Origin of the sequence: Streptomyces exfoliatus, assembly GCF_000725545.1 — a bacterium.
Lineage (GTDB): Bacteria > Actinomycetota > Actinomycetes > Streptomycetales > Streptomycetaceae > Streptomyces > Streptomyces exfoliatus.
Window position 1 is genome coordinate 273,984 of the sequence record NZ_JNZP01000003.1, and the last position, 16,477, is coordinate 290,460.

Here is a 16,477-nt window from a genome sequence, read left to right on the forward strand (position 1 = left end):
CGTTCCGCCGGGGCGGAACGGGTGGGCACAACGCCCCCGGCGCGGCTCCTCTGCCCGGACCCGCACCCCCGGGCCCTGAAAACGCGAAGGGTGCGGGACCTCGAAAAGGCCCCGCACCCAAGCAAGCACTACGTCGTACGCCGCCGCCGCGCCCCCGGCCGCCGCTCAGAGGGCCGCGTCACCGGATCCCCCGCCTCCAGCGCCGCCTCCCGCCGCCGCAGCCCGAAGTCCGCCAGCGCCTCCGCGAGCTTGTGCACGGACGGCTCGGGCGACAGCACGTCCACCCGCAGCCCGTGCTCCTCGGCCGTCTTGGCCGTGGCGGGCCCGATGCACGCGATCACCGTCACGTTGTGCGGCTTGCCGGCGATGCCGACGAGGTTCCGCACGGTCGAGGACGAGGTGAACAGAACGGCGTCGAACCCGCCCCCCTTGATCGCCTCGCGCGTGTCCGCCGGCGGCGGCGACGCCCGTACGGTCCGGTAGGCGGTGACGTCGTCGACCTCCCACCCGAGCTCGATGAGCCCCGCGACCAGCGTCTCGGTCGCGATGTCGGCCCGCGGCAGGAACACCCGGTCGATCGGATCGAAGACCGGGTCGTACGGCGGCCAGTCCTCGAGGAGCCCGGCGGCCGACTGCTCACCGCTCGGCACGAGATCCGGCTTCACGCCGAAGTCGACGAGCGCGGCGGCCGTCTGCTCGCCCACCGCGGCGACCTTGATCCCGGCGAAGGCACGGGCGTCGAGCCCGTACTCCTCGAACTTCTCCCGTACGGCCTTGACCGCGTTGACCGACGTGAAGGCGATCCACTCGTACCGTCCGGTGACGAGCCCCTTGACCGCCCGCTCCATCTGCTGCGGGGTGCGCGGCGGCTCGACGGCGATGGTCGGCACCTCGTGCGGCACCGCGCCGTACGAACGCAGCTGGTCGGAGAGCGACGCGGCCTGCTCCTTGGTACGCGGCACGAGCACCCGCCACCCGAAGAGCGGCTTCGACTCGAACCACGACAGCTGGTCCCGCTGCGCCGGGGCGCTGCGCTCGCCGACCACGGCTATGACCGGCCGGTGGCCCTCGGGCGAGGGGAGCACCTTGCCCTGCTTGAAGACCTGGGCGATGGTGCCGAGCGTGGCGTTCCAGGTCCGCTGGCGGGTGGTGGTGCCGGCGATGGTGACGGTGAGCGGGGTGTCGGGCTTGCGGCCCGCCGCCACCAGTTCACCGGCCGCGACGGCCACCGAGTCGAGCGAGGTGGACACGACGACGGTGCCGTCGGAGGCACCGACCTCGGTCCAGCACCGCTCGTCGGCGGTCCTGGCGTCGACGAAGCGGACGTCGGTGCCCTGCGCGTCACGCAGCGGGACACCGGCGTACGCGGGGACGCCGACGACCGTGGCGACGCCGGGCACGACCTCGAAGGGGATGCCCTCGGCGGCGCAGGCGAGCATCTCGGCCCCCGCGTTGCCGTCGAGGCCGGGGTCGCCGGTCACCGCACGGACGACCCGCCTGCCGCCCCTCGCGGCCTCCATGACAAGATTGGCCGCGTCCCTCAACACGGGGACACCGGCGGTTGTTGACGCCTCGTCAACAATCGTCAGCTCCGGCGTGCTCACCCCCGCGCGCGCGTGGCCGCGAACGACCTCGAGCACCTCCGGCTCGGCGATCAGGACATCCGCTCCGGCGAGGGCCTCTACGGCCCTGAGGGTCAGGAGTCCGGGGTCACCCGGGCCTGCGCCGAGGAATGTGACGTGCCCATGGCCCGCGAAGGCCGGGGACAGCGGGCTGGTGGTCGGGCGGGTGGGGTTCAAAGTGCTCGCTCCCCCATAAGACCAGCCGCACCCTTGGCGAGCATCTCGTCCGCGAGTTCGCGTCCGAGCGCCATCGCCTCGTCGTGCGAGGTGGGTACGGGACCGGTGGTGGACAGCTGCACCAGCGTCGAGCCGTCGGTGGTGCCGACGACGCCGCGCAGGCGCATTTCGGTGACAACCTGCCCGTGACCGGGGTCGTCGGCCAGCAGGTCGGCCAGCGCACCCACAGGTGCGGAGCAGCCGGCCTCCAGGGCGGCGAGCAGGGATCGCTCGGCGGTCACGGCGGCCCGGGTGAGCGGGTCGTCGAGCGCGCCGAGCGCGGTGACGAGTGCGGCGTTCGACGCCGGACACTCGATCGCCAGGGCCCCCTGGCCGGGGGCGGGCAGCACGGTGTCGACCGACAGGTGGTCGAGCGACAGGGAGCCGATGAGCTCCTCCGTACCGCCGATGCGGTTGAGACCGGCCGCGGCGAGAACCACCGCGTCCAGCTCACCCTTGCGTACGAAGCCGATGCGGGTGTCGATGTTCCCCCGGATCGGTACGCAGGTGATCTCCAGGCCGTGGCTGCGCGCGTACGCGTGGAGCTGGGCCATGCGCCGCGGCGAGCCGGTGCCGACCCGGGCGCCCTGGGGCAGCCGGTCGAGCGTCAGCCCGTCCCGGGCGATCAGCACGTCGCGCGGGTCCTCGCGCTCCGGGATCGCCGCGAGCACCAGGTCGGGGTGCTGGGTGGTCGGCAGGTCCTTCAGCGAGTGGACGGCGAAGTCCACCTCGTCGGCGAGCAGCGCGTCACGAAGGGCGGCGACGAAGACGCCGGTGCCGCCGATCTGCGCGAGGTGCTCCCGGGAGGTGTCCCCGTACGTCGTGATCTCCACGAGCTCGACGGGCCGGCCGGTCAGCCGCCGGACGGCGTCGGCCACGTGCCCGGACTGGGCCATGGCGAGCTTGCTGCGCCTGGTCCCGAGCCTCAGTGCCCTCTCGGTCATACTCGCCCTCGGTTCTTGACGTCGGCGTCATTCAGGTCGGCCCGGCTGACAGCAGCCACCGTCTCCGGGTCGAGGTCGAAGAGTGTCCGCAGCGCGTCCGCGTACCCGGCGCCGCCGGGCTCGCTGGCGAGCTGCTTGACCCGCACGGTCGGCGCGTGCAGGAGCTTGTCGACCACCCGGCGCACGGTCTGGGTGATCTCGGCGCGCTGCTTCTCGTCGAGGCCGGGCAGCCGGCCCTCCAGCCGGGCGACCTCGTTGGCCACCACGTCGGCGGCCATGGTGCGCAGGGCGACGACGGTGGGCGTGATGTGGGCGGCGCGCTGGGCGGCGCCGAAGGCGGCCACCTCGTCGGAGACGATGCCGCGCACCTGGTCGACGTCGGCGGCCATGGGGGCGTCGGCGGAGGCCTCGGCGAGCGACTCGATGTCGACGAGCCGGACTCCGGGGACGCGGTGCGCGGCGGCGTCGATGTCGCGGGGCATGGCGAGGTCGAGCAGGGCGAGCGGGGTGCGGCGGCCCCGTACGGCGGTCTCGACGGCGTCGCCGGTGAGGACGAGGCCGGTGGCTCCGGTGCAGGAGACGACGACGTCGGCACGTGTCAGTTCGTCGCCGACGGCAACCATCTCGACCGCGTGGGCGGCCACCCCCGTGCCACCGGGCTCGCTCAGGATCTGGGCGAGCCGCTCGGCGCGGGCCAGGGTGCGGTTGGCGATGACGATCTCGGAGACGCCGGAGCGCGCGAGCGTGGCGGCGGCGAGCGAGGACATCGATCCCGCGCCGATGACGAGCGCCCGCTTGCCCTTGGCCCAGGTGTCGATGTCGGTGACGTCGGCCAGCTGTTCCAGGCCGAAGGTGACGAGCGACTGCCCGGCCCGGTCGATCCCGGTCTCGCTGTGGGCGCGCTTGCCGACCCTCAGGGCCTGCTGGAACAGGTCGTTGAGGAGGCGTCCCGCGGTGTGCTGCTCCTGGCCGAGGGCGAGGGCGTCCTTGATCTGGCCGAGGATCTGGCCCTCGCCGACGACCATGGAGTCGAGCCCGCAGGCCACCGAGAAGAGGTGGTGGACGGCCCGGTCCTCGTAGTGCACGTAGAGATACGGAGTGAGCTCGTCCAGGCCGACGCCGCTGTGCTGCGCGAGCAGCGTGGACAGCTCGGCGACACCGGCGTGGAACTTGTCCACGTCGGCGTAGAGCTCGATGCGGTTGCAGGTGGCGAGGACGGTGGCCTCGGCGGCCGGTTCGGCGGCGAGGGTGTCCTGCAGCAGCTTGGCCTGGGTGTCCGCCGCGAGCGCGGCCCGCTCCAGGATGGAGACCGGGGCGCTGCGGTGGCTCAGTCCGACGACGAGGAGACTCATGCCGGCATCACCGCGGGGACGTCCCCGTCGGGTCCCTTGCGGCCGGCGCCTCCCGTGGTGCCACGGGGGGCCGGCGGCGCGACGGCGGCAGCGGCGGTCTCCGCCTCGGCCTCGGCCTCGGCCTCGGCGTTCGACTCCTCGCCCGCCTTGCGCTGCTCGTGGAAGGCGAGGATCTGCAGCTCGATGGAGAGGTCGACCTTGCGTACGTCCACGCCGTCGGGCACGGAGAGCACGGTGGGGGCGAAGTTGAGGATGGAGGTGACTCCGGCGGCCACGAGCCGGTCGCAGACCTGCTGGGCGACGCCGGCCGGGGTCGCGATGACGCCGATGGAGACGCCGTCCTCCTCGATGATCTTCTCGAGGTCGTCGCTGTGCTGGACGGGGATCCCGGCGACCGGCTTGCCGGTCATGGCGGGGTCGGCGTCGATCAGCGCGGCGACGCGGAAGCCACGGGAGGCGAAGCCGCCGTAGCCGGCGAGCGCGGCACCGAGGTTACCGATGCCGACGATGACGACCGGCCAGTCCTGGGTGAGCCCGAGCTCGCGGGAGATCTGGTAGACGAGGTACTCGACGTCGTAGCCGACCCCGCGGGTGCCGTAGGAGCCGAGGTAGCTGAAGTCCTTGCGCAGCTTCGCGGAGTTGACGCCCGCCGCGGCCGCGAGCTCCTCGGAGGAGACCGTGGGTACGGAGCGCTCCGAGAGCGCGGTCAGTGCGCGCAGATACAGCGGAAGCCGGGCGACGGTGGCCTCGGGAATTCCTCGGCTACGGGTCGCCGGTCGGTGAGTTCGGCCAGTTGCCACGGTGCTCCTGCGGGATGAGCGGGGCTGCAGGCGGCCATATGTCCCAAGACCGCCCCGTCGAATGCAGGCTATGTCTTTGTGAACGCGTGCACAAAGATGGTGTCCGTTTTGTCCGGCCAAAGTGACCGGGGTCACGCGGCTGGTTCCCGTTGCCGCGGAACCAAGGAGCACGTCAGCGCGTTGAGAACCCGAAGGGGGCAAAACCGCACACACTCCTCATGACAGCGCCCCCGAAACCCAACAAAACGTCCACGATGGTAACCGTCTTTCGGTCACGCACCCAGTTCACGCCGGAGCCGCCCGGCGTCCACACGCCAGAAGGTGTGCTGCTCGCCGTCGATCAGAACGACGGGGATCTGCTCCCAGTACGCCCGGTAGAGCTCCTCGTCGCGCGTGATGTCCTTCTCCTCCCAGGATGCCCCCGTCTCCGCGCACACGGCCTCGATCACCGCGCGGGCGTCGTCACAGAGGTGACAGCCCGGCTTGCCGATCAGCGTCACCGTGCGCGACCCGGCGTCCGTCGTCTTCTTCTTCGTCCGTCCGAACATGGCGTCCATTCTGTCCCGCCGAGCGGGTGGAGGACCGCCACCACCGGACGGGACCCGATTAACAGGGGAGCCCCGAACTGTTCACGCCGCGGCATCGTCACAAGTCGGGAAGTACCGAACAGACTGGCTATGCTCACGACATGGCCGCTCTGGGATGGCTCACCCCCCGCAGGCGCTCCGCCACCGCGCGCAGCGTCCTCGCAGGCGAGGCCGCTGCCGAGGCAGCGCGCAAGACCTCGCTCCAGCTGGAACAGGAGCGGGAGGAGGCGGCGGCCATCGCGGCCACGGTGGCCGAGGCGCCGCCCGAGCCCGAGTTCCCGGTCGTCGGCGACGTACGGGCAGCCGCCTTCTTCGACCTCGACAACACCGTCATGCAGGGCGCCGCGATCTTCCACTTCGGCCGCGGCCTCTACAAGAGGAAGTTCTTCCAGCGCCGCGAGCTGGCCCGCTTCGCCTGGCAGCAGGCCTGGTTCCGGCTGGCCGGCGTCGAGGACCCCGAGCACATGCAGGACGCCCGCGACAGCGCCCTGTCCATCGTCAAGGGCCACCGCGTCTCCGAGCTGATGACGATCGGCGAGGAGATCTACGACGAGTACATGGCCGACCGCATCTGGCCCGGCACCCGCGGCCTCGCCCAGGCGCACCTGGACGCCGGCCAGAAGGTCTGGCTGGTCACGGCCGCTCCCGTCGAGACCGCCACGATCATCGCCCGGCGGCTCGGCCTGACCGGCGCGCTCGGCACCGTCGCCGAGTCTGTGGACGGCGTCTACACGGGCAAGCTGGTCGGCGAGCCCCTGCACGGCCCCGCCAAGGCCGAGGCGGTACGGGCGCTCGCCGCCGCCGAGGGCCTCGACCTGGCCCGCTGCGCCGCGTACAGCGACTCGCACAACGACATCCCGATGCTCTCGCTCGTCGGACACCCGTACGCGATCAACCCGGACACCAAGCTCCGCCGGCACGCGAAGGACCTGGACTGGCGGCTGCGCGACTACCGGACCGGCCGCAAGGCCGCCAAGGTCGGCATCCCCGCCGCCGCGGGCCTGGGCGCGCTGGCCGGCGGCACGGCCGCAGCGGTCGCCCTGCACCGCCGCCGCCACTGACGTCGGGGCCACCTCTCCCCGCAGATCTGCCGATACGTTTCGGCTGCGATCATCTGCGACAACCCGGGACCAGGCGCCCTCACCCGTCCGTGGTCGAACAGCACCGCACAGGTCGACTGCCGGGCATTCGGGCCTCCTTACCCCGCAGCGGCCCCGATCACTCACGCGCCCCGCACTCGAGCACAACGCAGCGTGTACGCAGTCACACCCGAAACCAAACCGATCAACAACCGCTCACGAACAGCGCGCAATTCCGACTACAACCAGTAACAGAACCGTCGTAAGCGGTGATTTGAGCAACTGGGTGTAGCGCCGCCTGTACGAAGCGTTATTCTCCTCAGACGCACAAAGGACCCCTCACGTCGCCACGACGGGTGAACGGTCCCGCACTGCACGTGATGGAAGCTCTGCCTCTGGGAGTCCCGTGTACCCACACGTCGGGGTTGACACCTCGGGCCTGGCTACGCTGCGCGCAACGGTCCTCGACCACTTGCGCGGCTTCGTCCCCACCGCGTACGCCGGCCCTGTCCCCGCCTTCGCCTTCGCCGCACCGGCACCCGCCGGCCCTTGCTATGCCCTGGCCGACGGCAGCGCCGCCGTGGGCAGACGCAGCGCCCGCTCCGGAACCTCGACCCCCGCACGCCGCCCCACCGCCGACAGCGACAGCGCCCGCATGATGGACCTGGTCGAGCGCGCCCAGGCGGGCGAGGCCGAGGCCTTCGGCCGCCTGTACGACCAGTACAGCGACACCGTCTACCGCTACATCTACTACCGCGTCGGCGGGAAGGCGACGGCGGAGGACCTCACCAGCGAGACGTTCCTGCGCGCCCTGCGCCGGATCTCCACCTTCACCTGGCAGGGCCGCGACTTCGGTGCCTGGCTCGTCACCATCGCCAGGAACCTGGTCGCCGACCACTTCAAGTCCAGCCGCTTCCGCCTCGAAGTCACCACCGGCGAGATGCTCGACGCCAACGAGGTCGAGCGCAGCCCCGAGGACTCCGTCCTGGAGTCCCTCTCCAACGCCGCCCTCCTCGACGCGGTCCGCCGCCTCAACCCCCAGCAGCAGGAGTGCGTGACCCTGCGCTTCCTCCAGGGCCTCTCGGTCGCCGAGACCGCCCGCGTGATGGGGAAGAACGAGGGCGCCATCAAGACCCTCCAGTACCGGGCGGTCCGCACCCTGGCCCGCCTTCTCCCGGACGACGCCCGCTGACCGGTTCGCGCCCCCCACACGCGCCCCCACGCCCCGGTCGGCGGCCCCGTCGCCGCCCCTCCCCCCACGCCACCACGACCCCCGCCCAACTCACAGTCGGTGACGCCCCGATGACGCACTGGTCCGATCATCTTTCGCGCGTAACCCAAGTGCCGCGCCGCTCGTTGTGCGGGATGCAGGCTCCCTGTGGACACGCCATGTCCGCAGCCACTCACTCTTTCGTGTGGATGCGCTCAAGGTGTGCAACCTTCCGGACACCCCGGGGAGTCGACCGTCATGACGAGAGGAGGTGCCGCCAGTGATCGCGAACGTATCGGCGCACCGGCGGGCGAACGCCTTCGCCCAGGCCCTGGAGGACCGGGCGTCCGAGGGCGCGGCGGCAGACCAGTCCGATGCCCCGGCCGAACCGGCCGAGCATGGACGACTGTTGGCCTTGGCGAACGGTCTCGGCGAACTGCCGAAGCCACAGCTGGATCCCGAGGTCAAGGTGGTGCAGCGAGCCCAGCTCGTCGCCGCCATGGAAGCGATGCTCGCGGAGGGGAGCGCGGCCGCCGGGCCTTCGGTGCCCGAGCAGCGGTCCAGCAGCAAGGGCGCCCACCGGGCGTCCCCACTGCGGAAACTGCGCCCCCGTTCCCGCTGGTCCAAGGGCCTCGCCGCGGGCGGCCTCACGGTCGGCGTGGCGGCGGGCGCCTTCGGCGGAGTGGCCGCGGCCAGCTCCGACGCGCTTCCCGGTGACTCGCTCTACGGGCTCAAGCGAGGCATGGAGGACATCAAGCTGGGCATGGCCGACGACGACGCGGACCGCGGCGGCATCTACCTCGACCAGGCGTCCACCCGCCTCAGCGAGGCCCGCCGGCTCATGGAGCGGGGTCGCTCGGGCGACCTCGACCACGAGTCGCTCAGCGAGATCCGCCGCGTCCTGGGCGGAATGAAGCACGACGCCAGCGAAGGCCACCGCCTGCTCCGTCAGGCGTACCAGCGGGACGGCGAGATCGCCCCGATGGCCCGGCTCAATTCCTTCGCCCAAGCCCACCGGGACACCTGGAACGGCCTCCGCGACCGGCTCCCCGTCCAACTGGCGGATGTCGGAAGCGAGGTGACGCACGTCTTCGACGCCATGAACGAAGAGGTCGAACCGCTCCAGTCGGTGCTTCCCCGCACCCCCGAGAGGGGCGCGATCGGCTCGGAGAGCCCCAGCGGCAGCCCCAGCGCCCCGAGGGACTCCCAGGGCACGGGCACGCAGACCCCGCCGTCCTCGAAGGAGGCGGCGACCCCCTCGGGCAGCCACTCCGCACCGCCGAGCACGTCCGGCCCCAGTACGGGCACCAGCCCGAGCGCGGGCAGCGGAACCGGCTCACCGGAGGACGACGGTCTCCTCGGCGGCAGCGCCGGCGGACTGCTGAAACCCTCTCCGACCGGCACGCCGACGGCCCCCTCGGGCGACCAGGCGACACCCGACATGCCGGACGTCACCCTTCCGCCACTCCTGCCGGGCCTCCTTCCAGGCCTCGGCATCGACAGCGAGGACGCTCGCTAGCAAGAGGAAGGGGCGCCCCCACGGACGGGGGGCGCCCCTTCTTCCATGCCCGGCCCAGACCTGGGAAGAGCCCGACCGCTCAGAAGAACACCGACCGCCGCTGGACGAGCAGCTTGTAGAGCGTGTGCTGGATCTGCTCCCGCACCTGATCCGTCAGGTTGAACATCAGCATCGGGTCCTCCGCCGCCTCCGGCGCGTAGGAGTCCGTCGGGATCGGCTCGCCGAACTGGATCGTCCACTTCGTCGGCAGCGGCAGCGCCCCGAGCGGCCCCAGCCAGGGGAAGGTCGGGGTGAGCGGGAAGTACGGGAAGCCGAGCACCCGCGCCAGCGTCCTGGCGTTCCCGATCATCGGGTATATCTCCTCGGCACCGACGATCGAGCAGGGCACGATCGGCACCCCGGCCCGCAGCGCCGTCGAGACGAATCCGCCCCGGCCGAACCGCTGAAGCTTGTACCGCTCCCCGAACGGCTTGCCGATCCCCTTGAAGCCCTCCGGCATCACCCCGACGATCTCGCCGGCCCGCAGCAGCCGCTCCGCGTCCTCCGCGCAGGCCAGCGTGTGACCGGCCTTCCGGGCCAGTTCGTTGACGATCGGCAGCACGAAGACCAGGTCGGCGGCGAGCAGCCGCAGGTGGCGCCCGGCCGGATGGTGGTCGTGGACGGCGACCTGCATCATCAGCCCGTCGAGCGGCACGGTCCCCGAGTGGTTGGCGACGATCAGCGCCCCGCCGTCCGCGGGGATGTTCTCGACGCCCTTCACCTCCACCCGGAAGTACTTCTCGTACAGCGGGCGCAGCAGCGACATCAGGACCTGGTCGGTGAGCTCCTCGTCGTAGCCGAACTCGTCGACCTCGTAGTCGCCGGTGATCCGGCGCCGCAGGAACGCGAGCCCGCCGGCGAGTCGCCGCTCCCAGCCTCCGCCTCCGGCACCCTCCTCGGCCGCGCCACCAGGACCGGCGTCGACGACGACCGGGGCCTCGGGCTCGGCCCCCGCCCCCGCCCCCGCACCGGCCTCACGACCGCCCCCGGAGCCCGGCAGGCCGTCCCGGGCCTCCCGGCGCCCCTCCGGCTCCTCAGGGCCGTGCTGCGGCCCCGGGAGGGCCCGTACGGCCGCCGCCTCGCCGTCGGCACGGCCGGGCCGTCGCCGGGCCCGTGACCGGTCGTCGTCGAACGGAATGACCTTGGCGTCCGCCATCGCTGTCCGGTCTCCTCAAACGCCGTCGTGAACAGGGTGAACACGGTGAACAGGTGCCACAGGGGAATCAGCCGCGTCAGGGGCAGCCGCCTCGGGGGCAGCCGCCTCGGGGGCGGCAGCGGCCGGAGTCAGCCGCCCGGCCAGCCGGTCCACCGCCCCCGCCAGCATCTCCGGCGGCAGCAGCCCCGGCCCCCTGCCACGCGCGAAGTCGGCGAAGGTCTCCGCCGTGGAGTAGCGCGGCGAGAAGCCGAGGACCTCACGCGTCTGGACCGTCGAGACGACCCTGCCGTGGGTGAGCAGCCGGATCTGCTCGGGTGCGAAGTCGGTGATCCCGACGGTACGCAGCGCGGTCCCCACCCAGGTGACCGCCGGCAGCAGCACCGGCACCGTCGGCCGGCCGAGCCGCCGCGCGCACTGCGAGAGCAGCAGCACCCCGTCGCCCGCCACGTTGAAGGTGCCGCTGTTCTGCGTGGCCCTGCGCGGCTCGTGCGCCGCCAGGCGCAGGACGTCGATCACGTCGTCCTCGTGGACGAACTGCAGTCTCGGGTCGTAGCCGAGGACGGTCGGAAGCACCGGCAGCGCCAGGTACTCGGCAAGCGGCGAGTCGATCCGCGGCCCGAGGATGTTCGCGAACCGCAGGACGCACACCGCCACGTCGGGCCGGCGCCGGGCGAAGCCCCGTACGTACCCCTCGACCTCGACGGCGTCCTTGGCGAAGCCCCCGCTGGGCAGCGACTTCGCGGGCGTCGTCTCGGTGAAGACGGCCGGGTCGCGGGGCGCGGAGCCGTAGACGCTGGTACTGGACTTGATCACGAGACGGCTGATCCGCGGCGACTTCTGGCAGGCGCCGAGAAGCTGCATGGTGCCGATGACGTTGGTCTCCTTGACCGACGTACGGCCGCCACCGCCGAGCGCCGTGCCGGTGACGTCCAGATGGACCACCGTGTCGACGTCGTGCTCTGCGAGGACCTTGGCGATCTCCGGCCGGCGGATGTCCGCGCGTACGAACTCGGCGGCGCCGAGCTGGTGCGCCGGGTCGACCGCGTCCACGGCCACGACCCGTTCCACCTCCGGGTCCCGCTGGATCCGCCGCACGAAGCGGCCCCCGAGATGCCGCGCGGCACCGGTGACGAGCACGACCTTGCCCAAGATCAGCGCCTTCCGTCCGTCTTCCGTTGGTCGCCACCGTAGCGCCTCGAGATTTCCGCGCAAATAAAGCGTGGCCCTTCACCGCGAACGGTGAAGGGCCACGCCTGACGCACTGAAAGCTGCGGTGCAGCTGTCGCCTTACTTCTTGTTGCGACGCTGAACGCGCGTGCGCTTAAGCAGCTTGCGGTGCTTCTTCTTCGCCATCCGCTTGCGCCGCTTCTTGATAACAGAGCCCACGACTACCCTCGCTCACTTCTCGGAACATCCCCGCCTCCCGGCGGGGATCGGTGCGGGGCGTCTGGGCCCACACGACCTACGTCGGCCTAGCCTACCGTCCCGAGCACCGCGCTTGTAATCCGAGGGACATACGGAGCTTTCCCGGCGTTGTCGCCGCGCTCGCGCTACGCGGTCCCCACCCCCACGAAGGACTCCCGCAGGTACTCGTGAACCGCCTGTTCCGGCACCCGGAAGGACCTGCCCACCCGGATCGCCGGCAGATGACCACTGTGCACCAAGCGGTACACGGTCATCTTCGAGACGCGCATCACCGAGGCGACTTCCGCCACGGTCAGAAACTTGACCTCGTTGAGAGGTCGATCGCCAGCAGCCATGACCCACCTGTACCTTCCGCCGCGACGCCCACCGGCTTCCCCTCCGGTGACTCTTCGTCGCCGAGCGCTCACTCTCAAGACTAGGGGCGGGTGGTACGAGTGGGGAAGAGGAGCTGTCATCGGCCGTTTACCGTGACAGACACGCTCGATTGAGTACATAGCGTGTGAGTGGACGGTAGTAGTCGGAGCGCACGCCGTCATCCAGCGGTACGGCCACCGACACCTGCCCCTCCGCCTCCCCGACGAACAGCGCCGGATCGTCCGTATCGGCCAGACCGATGGCCTCGATACCCAGCTGACCTGCCCCGCAGACCCATCCGTGGTCCCCCACCACGAGCTCCGGCAACGGCCCGCCGCCGTCGGCCGCGCTCTCCAGAGCCGCCCTGACCGGCAGCGGCGAGTGGGAGTGCGCCCCCGGCTCGCGCCCACCCCGCGACGGGCCCGGCTCTCGCACCAGTGCCACCCCCCGTACGTAGTCGAGAAGGTACGTACGTACGCCGAACCGGGTCGTTATGTCGACACATCTCCCCTGCGCGGGGGTGAGAACAAGGCATCCCGCCGCCGACAAAGCGTCTGCGAGAGCGACGTAGAAACCGAGCAGCCGGTGCGGATGCCCCGTCCCCAGGAGCACCGGAACCCGCCGCGCCGCCGCCGCCCCCAGCCGCGCGGCGAACGCGTCGAGCCCCCTCAACGTCCGTTCCGGATCGATGACATCGGCCCCGGACCGGTGCGAGGGATCCCCCGACACCCCGCACTTGTCGGCCATCAACCGCAGCAGATCGGCCTCGTCCCACCCCCGCACGGGATCGAGACCGAGGAGCACCCGCGGATCCCGCGCGGCGAAGAGCCGGTAGCTCCGCAGGTTCTCCTCCCGCGATGTCGCCACCGTCCCCGCCAACCCCGCCGCCAACAGATGCGCCCGCAGCGCCCCGGTACTCAACACCCACCCGATGCTGCCGGAACACCACCGCCAGGGAGTCCAAACCTCCCGGACACCGCACAGTCGGCGTAACGCCCACGAGTACGTTCCAGTGGCGTCCTGAGGCGACTACGCGAGCAGCCCCCGCAGCGGGAAGACCGCCTTCCGCGTCGCGAGCACCGCCTGGTCGAGCCGGTCCGCCGGGTCGTACCCCTCGGACCAGTCCCGGAAGCCCACCGGCCACCGCCCGTCCGTCATCCGCGCCGGCCCCGGCTGCCGGGTCCGCGCGTACGCCTCGTCCCGCCACGACGACGGGATCACCGACTCCGGCTCCACCGGAGCGTGCGCCGCGATCCCCACCAGATGGGTCCACGACCGCGGCACGACGTCCACCACCGCGTATCCCCCACCGCCCAGGGCCACCCAGCGCCCCTCGGCATACGTGTGCGCCAGCTCGTGACACGCCTCCTGCACCGCCCGCTGCGCGTCGAGCGACACCGCCAGATGGGCGAGCGGATCCTCGAAGTGCGTGTCGGCCCCGTGCTGCGTGACCAGCACCTGCGGCCGGAAGTCCGCGATCAGCTCCGGTACGACCGCGTGGAACGCCCGCAGCCACCCCGCGTCACCCGTCCCCGCCGGCAGCGCCACGTTCACCGCACCGCCCTCACTCGGACCGGTCGCGCCCGTCTCCTCCGGCCATCCCGTCTGCGGGAACAGCGTCCGCGGATGCTCGTGCAGCGACACGGTAAGCACGCGGGGGTCCTCCCAGAACGCCGCCTGGACCCCGTCCCCGTGGTGCACGTCCACATCCACGTACGCGACCCGCTCCGCACCCAGTTCCAGCAGCCGGGCGATGGCCAGAGAGGCGTCGTTGTAGATGCAGAACCCGGACGCGCCGCCCGGCATCGCGTGGTGCAGACCGCCCGCGAAGTTCACCGCGTGCGCGGCCTCCCCGCGCCAGACCGCTTCCGCCGCGCCCACCGACTGCCCGGCGATCAACGCCGACACCTCGTGCATCCCGGCGAAGGCGGGGTCGTCGACCGTACCGAGTCCGTACGCCTGGTCGGCCCGACGCGGATCCGCCGACGCGGCCCGCACGGCCGCCACGTAGTCCTCCCGGTGCACGAGCCGCAGCGTCGAGTCCCCGGCCGGCTTCGCCGCCACCACGTCCACCGCCCGGTCGAGCCCGTACGCCCGCACCAGCGACATCGTCAGCGCGAGCCGCACCGGATCCATCGGATGCTCGGGCCCGAAGTCATACCCCGTGACAGCTTCATCCCACATCAACAGTGCGCGGCCGCTCATGCCCGCCACCGTATCGGGCCGCTCTCGACCCGAACGACGTGGCGTACGCCACCGTCACCAGGACCAGCACCATCGGCACCAGCATGGCCCCCCGGTAGCTCCACGCGTCCCCGAGCGCCCCCACGAGCGGAGAGCCGATCAGAAAGCCGACGTAGTTGAAGACGTTGAGCCGCGCCACGGCCGCGTCGCTCCGCCCGGGGAACAGACGGCCGGCCGCCGCGAAGGTCTGCGGCACGATCACGCTCAGCCCGAGACCGAGCACCGTGAACCCGGCGATCCCCACCCAGGCCCCCGGCGACACCGCCACCACGGCGAACCCCAGCGCGGCGAGCACCGCACCGGCCCGCACGACCGCCGCCGCCCCCATCCGCCGCACCCCGAAGTCCCCGACGGCCCGCCCGAGCAGCGTCGTCACCATGTACGCGTTGTACGGCACCGTCGCCAGCTCCTCCGAGCTGCCCAGCACGTCCTGGAGGTACTTGGCACTCCAGTTGGAGACGGTCGAGTCCCCGATGTACGCGAAGGTCATCACGAGACAGAGCGGCACCAGCAACGCGAAGCCGACCCCACTCCCCTTGCCCTCCGGCACCTCGTCCCCCGGCCGATCCCCGCCCGCCACGTACCAACGGCTGCCGACGAGCGCGACGGGCAGCAGCAGGACCACGACCGGCAGGTACGACACGAACAGCGACAGCTGCCAGTGCGCCCCCACCCAGGCCAGCGAGGCACCCACGATCCCGCCGAGGCTGTACGAGGCGTGGAAGCCGAGCATGATGCTCCGCCCGTACGCCCGCTGGAGGCTGACCCCCAACATGTTCATGGAGGCGTCCAAGGCGCCGACCGCGAGCCCGAAGAGCCCCAGGGCGACAGCCGCCTGCCACAGCTCGCTTCCCGTTCCCACGGCGAGCAGCGACAGCAGGACGAACGGCTGGGCCCACCGCAGCACCACCGCGGGGCCCACCCTGGCGACGACCCTCCCGGTCGCCACGCTCGCCACTCCGGCCAGGATCGGCACGGCGGCCAGGAAGGCCGGCAGCAACGCGTCCGAGATCCCGTACCGCTCCTGGATCGCGGGTATTCGGGTCACGAGCAGGGCGAAGGTGACCCCTTGCACGAAGAAACTGACCGCCAGGGATCCCCGCCCACGCCGCAACCGCGCATCCGTCATGGCGGCACAGCGTAGGGCCGGAACCTACCGCGGGGTAGATGGATCACAGCCCCAATATCGTGGGCAGCTCGTCCATCCTCCGGAAGAACCCGACGGCCCCGGCCAGCTTCTCCTCCGGCGTCATGGCGGTGAACCCGTACACGTCCATCCCGGCCGCCAGAGCCGCCTGCACTCCGAGCCGGCTGTCCTCGACCACCACGCACCGCTCGGGCGCCACGCCCATCCGCGAGGCCGCGTGCAGGAACAGGTCGGGAGACGGCTTGCCCCGCCCGACGTCCTCGGCGCTGAACACGATCTCGTCCCGGAAGCAGGCATCGAGCCCGGTCTTCCGGTGCCCGACGCGGATCCGCTCATGGCTCCCGGAAGAGGCCACACAGTACGGAACCCCGGCCGCGGCAAGCTGCTTGAGCACCTCCGCAGCCCCGACCACGGCCTGCAACTCGGCCTGGAAGGCTGCGAAGACCCGCGAGTGGAAGACGTCGTCGAACTCCACCGGCAACCGTCGCCCGCTCCGCTCCTCGACCAGCTCGTGGATGCGGTGCATGGCGGACCCCATGTAGTCGCGCACCGATTCCTCGTACGAGGTCGGATGCCCGAGCTCCGTCAGATAGCCGGCCAGCAGGGTGTTGGAAATCGGCTCGCTGTCCACGAGCACACCGTCGTTGTCGAAGATGACCAAGTCGTAGCGCATGCGCACAGCCTAGAACGCAAAAATGCCTCAACCCCCGGACAGAGTCCGGGGGTTGAGGCTAAAAATTGTTCGGCGGCGTCCTACTCTCCCACAGGGTCCCCCCTGCAGTA

At 71.4% G+C, this 16,477-nt stretch carries 16 protein-coding genes; 3 read left to right on the plus strand and 13 right to left on the minus strand.

Features of this window, described 5'->3' with window-relative positions:
- Positions 1–128: 128 nt before the first annotated feature.
- The 5 genes from IO20_RS0106215 to IO20_RS0106235 all read right to left on the minus strand — a co-directional run bounded on the left by IO20_RS0106215 (position 129) and on the right by IO20_RS0106235 (position 5,491).
- A complete protein-coding gene (locus IO20_RS0106215) occupies positions 129–1,799 on the minus strand; it encodes a bifunctional uroporphyrinogen-III C-methyltransferase/uroporphyrinogen-III synthase (RefSeq protein ID WP_030546846.1) in 1,671 nt (556 codons plus the stop codon).
- Positions 1,796–2,782: a hydroxymethylbilane synthase gene (gene hemC / locus IO20_RS0106220; RefSeq protein WP_030546848.1), complete on the minus strand. Its 987-nt coding sequence runs from the start codon at positions 2,780–2,782 to the stop codon at positions 1,796–1,798. The genes IO20_RS0106215 and hemC overlap by 4 nt, the downstream gene beginning before the upstream one ends.
- Positions 2,779–4,134, minus strand: a complete 1,356-nt coding sequence (locus tag IO20_RS0106225) for a glutamyl-tRNA reductase (protein WP_030546850.1) — start codon at positions 4,132–4,134, stop codon at positions 2,779–2,781. Before IO20_RS0106225 ends, hemC begins: the two co-directional genes overlap by 4 nt.
- Positions 4,131–4,934 (minus strand): redox-sensing transcriptional repressor Rex, encoded by an 804-nt coding sequence (locus tag IO20_RS0106230; protein ID WP_030546852.1) that lies wholly within the window; start codon positions 4,932–4,934, stop codon positions 4,131–4,133. Before IO20_RS0106230 ends, IO20_RS0106225 begins: the two co-directional genes overlap by 4 nt.
- Before the next feature lie 272 nt (positions 4,935–5,206).
- Positions 5,207–5,491, minus strand: a complete 285-nt coding sequence (locus tag IO20_RS0106235; RefSeq protein WP_030546855.1) for a glutaredoxin family protein — start codon at positions 5,489–5,491, stop codon at positions 5,207–5,209.
- 131 nt (positions 5,492–5,622) lie between these two features.
- Here IO20_RS0106235 and IO20_RS0106240 point away from each other — a divergent pair, with 131 nt between their 5' ends.
- From IO20_RS0106240 to IO20_RS0106250, 3 genes are all read left to right on the plus strand, one after another.
- On the plus strand, positions 5,623–6,582 hold the full coding sequence (locus tag IO20_RS0106240) for an HAD family hydrolase (RefSeq protein WP_030546857.1): 960 nt from the start codon (positions 5,623–5,625) through the stop codon (positions 6,580–6,582).
- A 424-nt stretch (positions 6,583–7,006) separates the two neighbouring features.
- Complete coding sequence (locus IO20_RS0106245; protein WP_030546858.1) at positions 7,007–7,792, plus strand: ECF subfamily RNA polymerase sigma factor, BldN family; 786 nt, start codon at positions 7,007–7,009, stop codon at positions 7,790–7,792.
- 298 nt (positions 7,793–8,090) lie between these two features.
- Positions 8,091–9,329, plus strand: a complete 1,239-nt coding sequence (locus tag IO20_RS0106250; RefSeq protein WP_030546860.1) for a DUF5667 domain-containing protein — start codon at positions 8,091–8,093, stop codon at positions 9,327–9,329.
- A 79-nt stretch (positions 9,330–9,408) separates the two neighbouring features.
- On the opposite strand, the gene IO20_RS0106255 is transcribed toward IO20_RS0106250, so the two are convergent.
- From IO20_RS0106255 to IO20_RS0106285, 8 genes are all read right to left on the minus strand, one after another.
- Positions 9,409–10,524, minus strand: a complete 1,116-nt coding sequence (locus tag IO20_RS0106255) for a lysophospholipid acyltransferase family protein (protein ID WP_030546862.1) — start codon at positions 10,522–10,524, stop codon at positions 9,409–9,411.
- A gap of 15 nt (positions 10,525–10,539) precedes the next feature.
- Entirely contained in the window at positions 10,540–11,673 is a 1,134-nt protein-coding gene (locus tag IO20_RS0106260) for an NAD-dependent epimerase/dehydratase family protein (RefSeq protein ID WP_051874292.1), read from the minus strand.
- A gap of 138 nt (positions 11,674–11,811) precedes the next feature.
- Positions 11,812–11,910, minus strand: coding sequence for a 30S ribosomal protein bS22 (locus IO20_RS38300; RefSeq protein WP_003948845.1), 99 nt, complete (start codon positions 11,908–11,910; stop codon positions 11,812–11,814).
- A gap of 164 nt (positions 11,911–12,074) precedes the next feature.
- Positions 12,075–12,284 carry a helix-turn-helix domain-containing protein gene (locus tag IO20_RS0106265; protein WP_030223786.1) on the minus strand — a complete coding sequence of 70 codons (210 nt, stop codon included), beginning with the start codon at positions 12,282–12,284 and terminating at the stop codon, positions 12,075–12,077.
- Between the two features lie 127 nt (positions 12,285–12,411).
- Positions 12,412–13,227: a phosphatase gene (locus IO20_RS0106270; RefSeq protein WP_030546864.1), complete on the minus strand. Its 816-nt coding sequence runs from the start codon at positions 13,225–13,227 to the stop codon at positions 12,412–12,414.
- 105 nt (positions 13,228–13,332) lie between these two features.
- Complete coding sequence (locus tag IO20_RS0106275; protein WP_078945860.1) at positions 13,333–14,508, minus strand: acetoin utilization protein AcuC; 1,176 nt, start codon at positions 14,506–14,508, stop codon at positions 13,333–13,335.
- Entirely contained in the window at positions 14,477–15,676 is a 1,200-nt protein-coding gene (locus IO20_RS0106280; RefSeq protein WP_030546866.1) for an MFS transporter, read from the minus strand. Before IO20_RS0106280 ends, IO20_RS0106275 begins: the two co-directional genes overlap by 32 nt.
- Before the next feature lie 43 nt (positions 15,677–15,719).
- Positions 15,720–16,367, minus strand: a complete 648-nt coding sequence (locus IO20_RS0106285; protein WP_030546868.1) for an HAD family hydrolase — start codon at positions 16,365–16,367, stop codon at positions 15,720–15,722.
- Positions 16,368–16,477 lie beyond the last annotated feature (110 nt).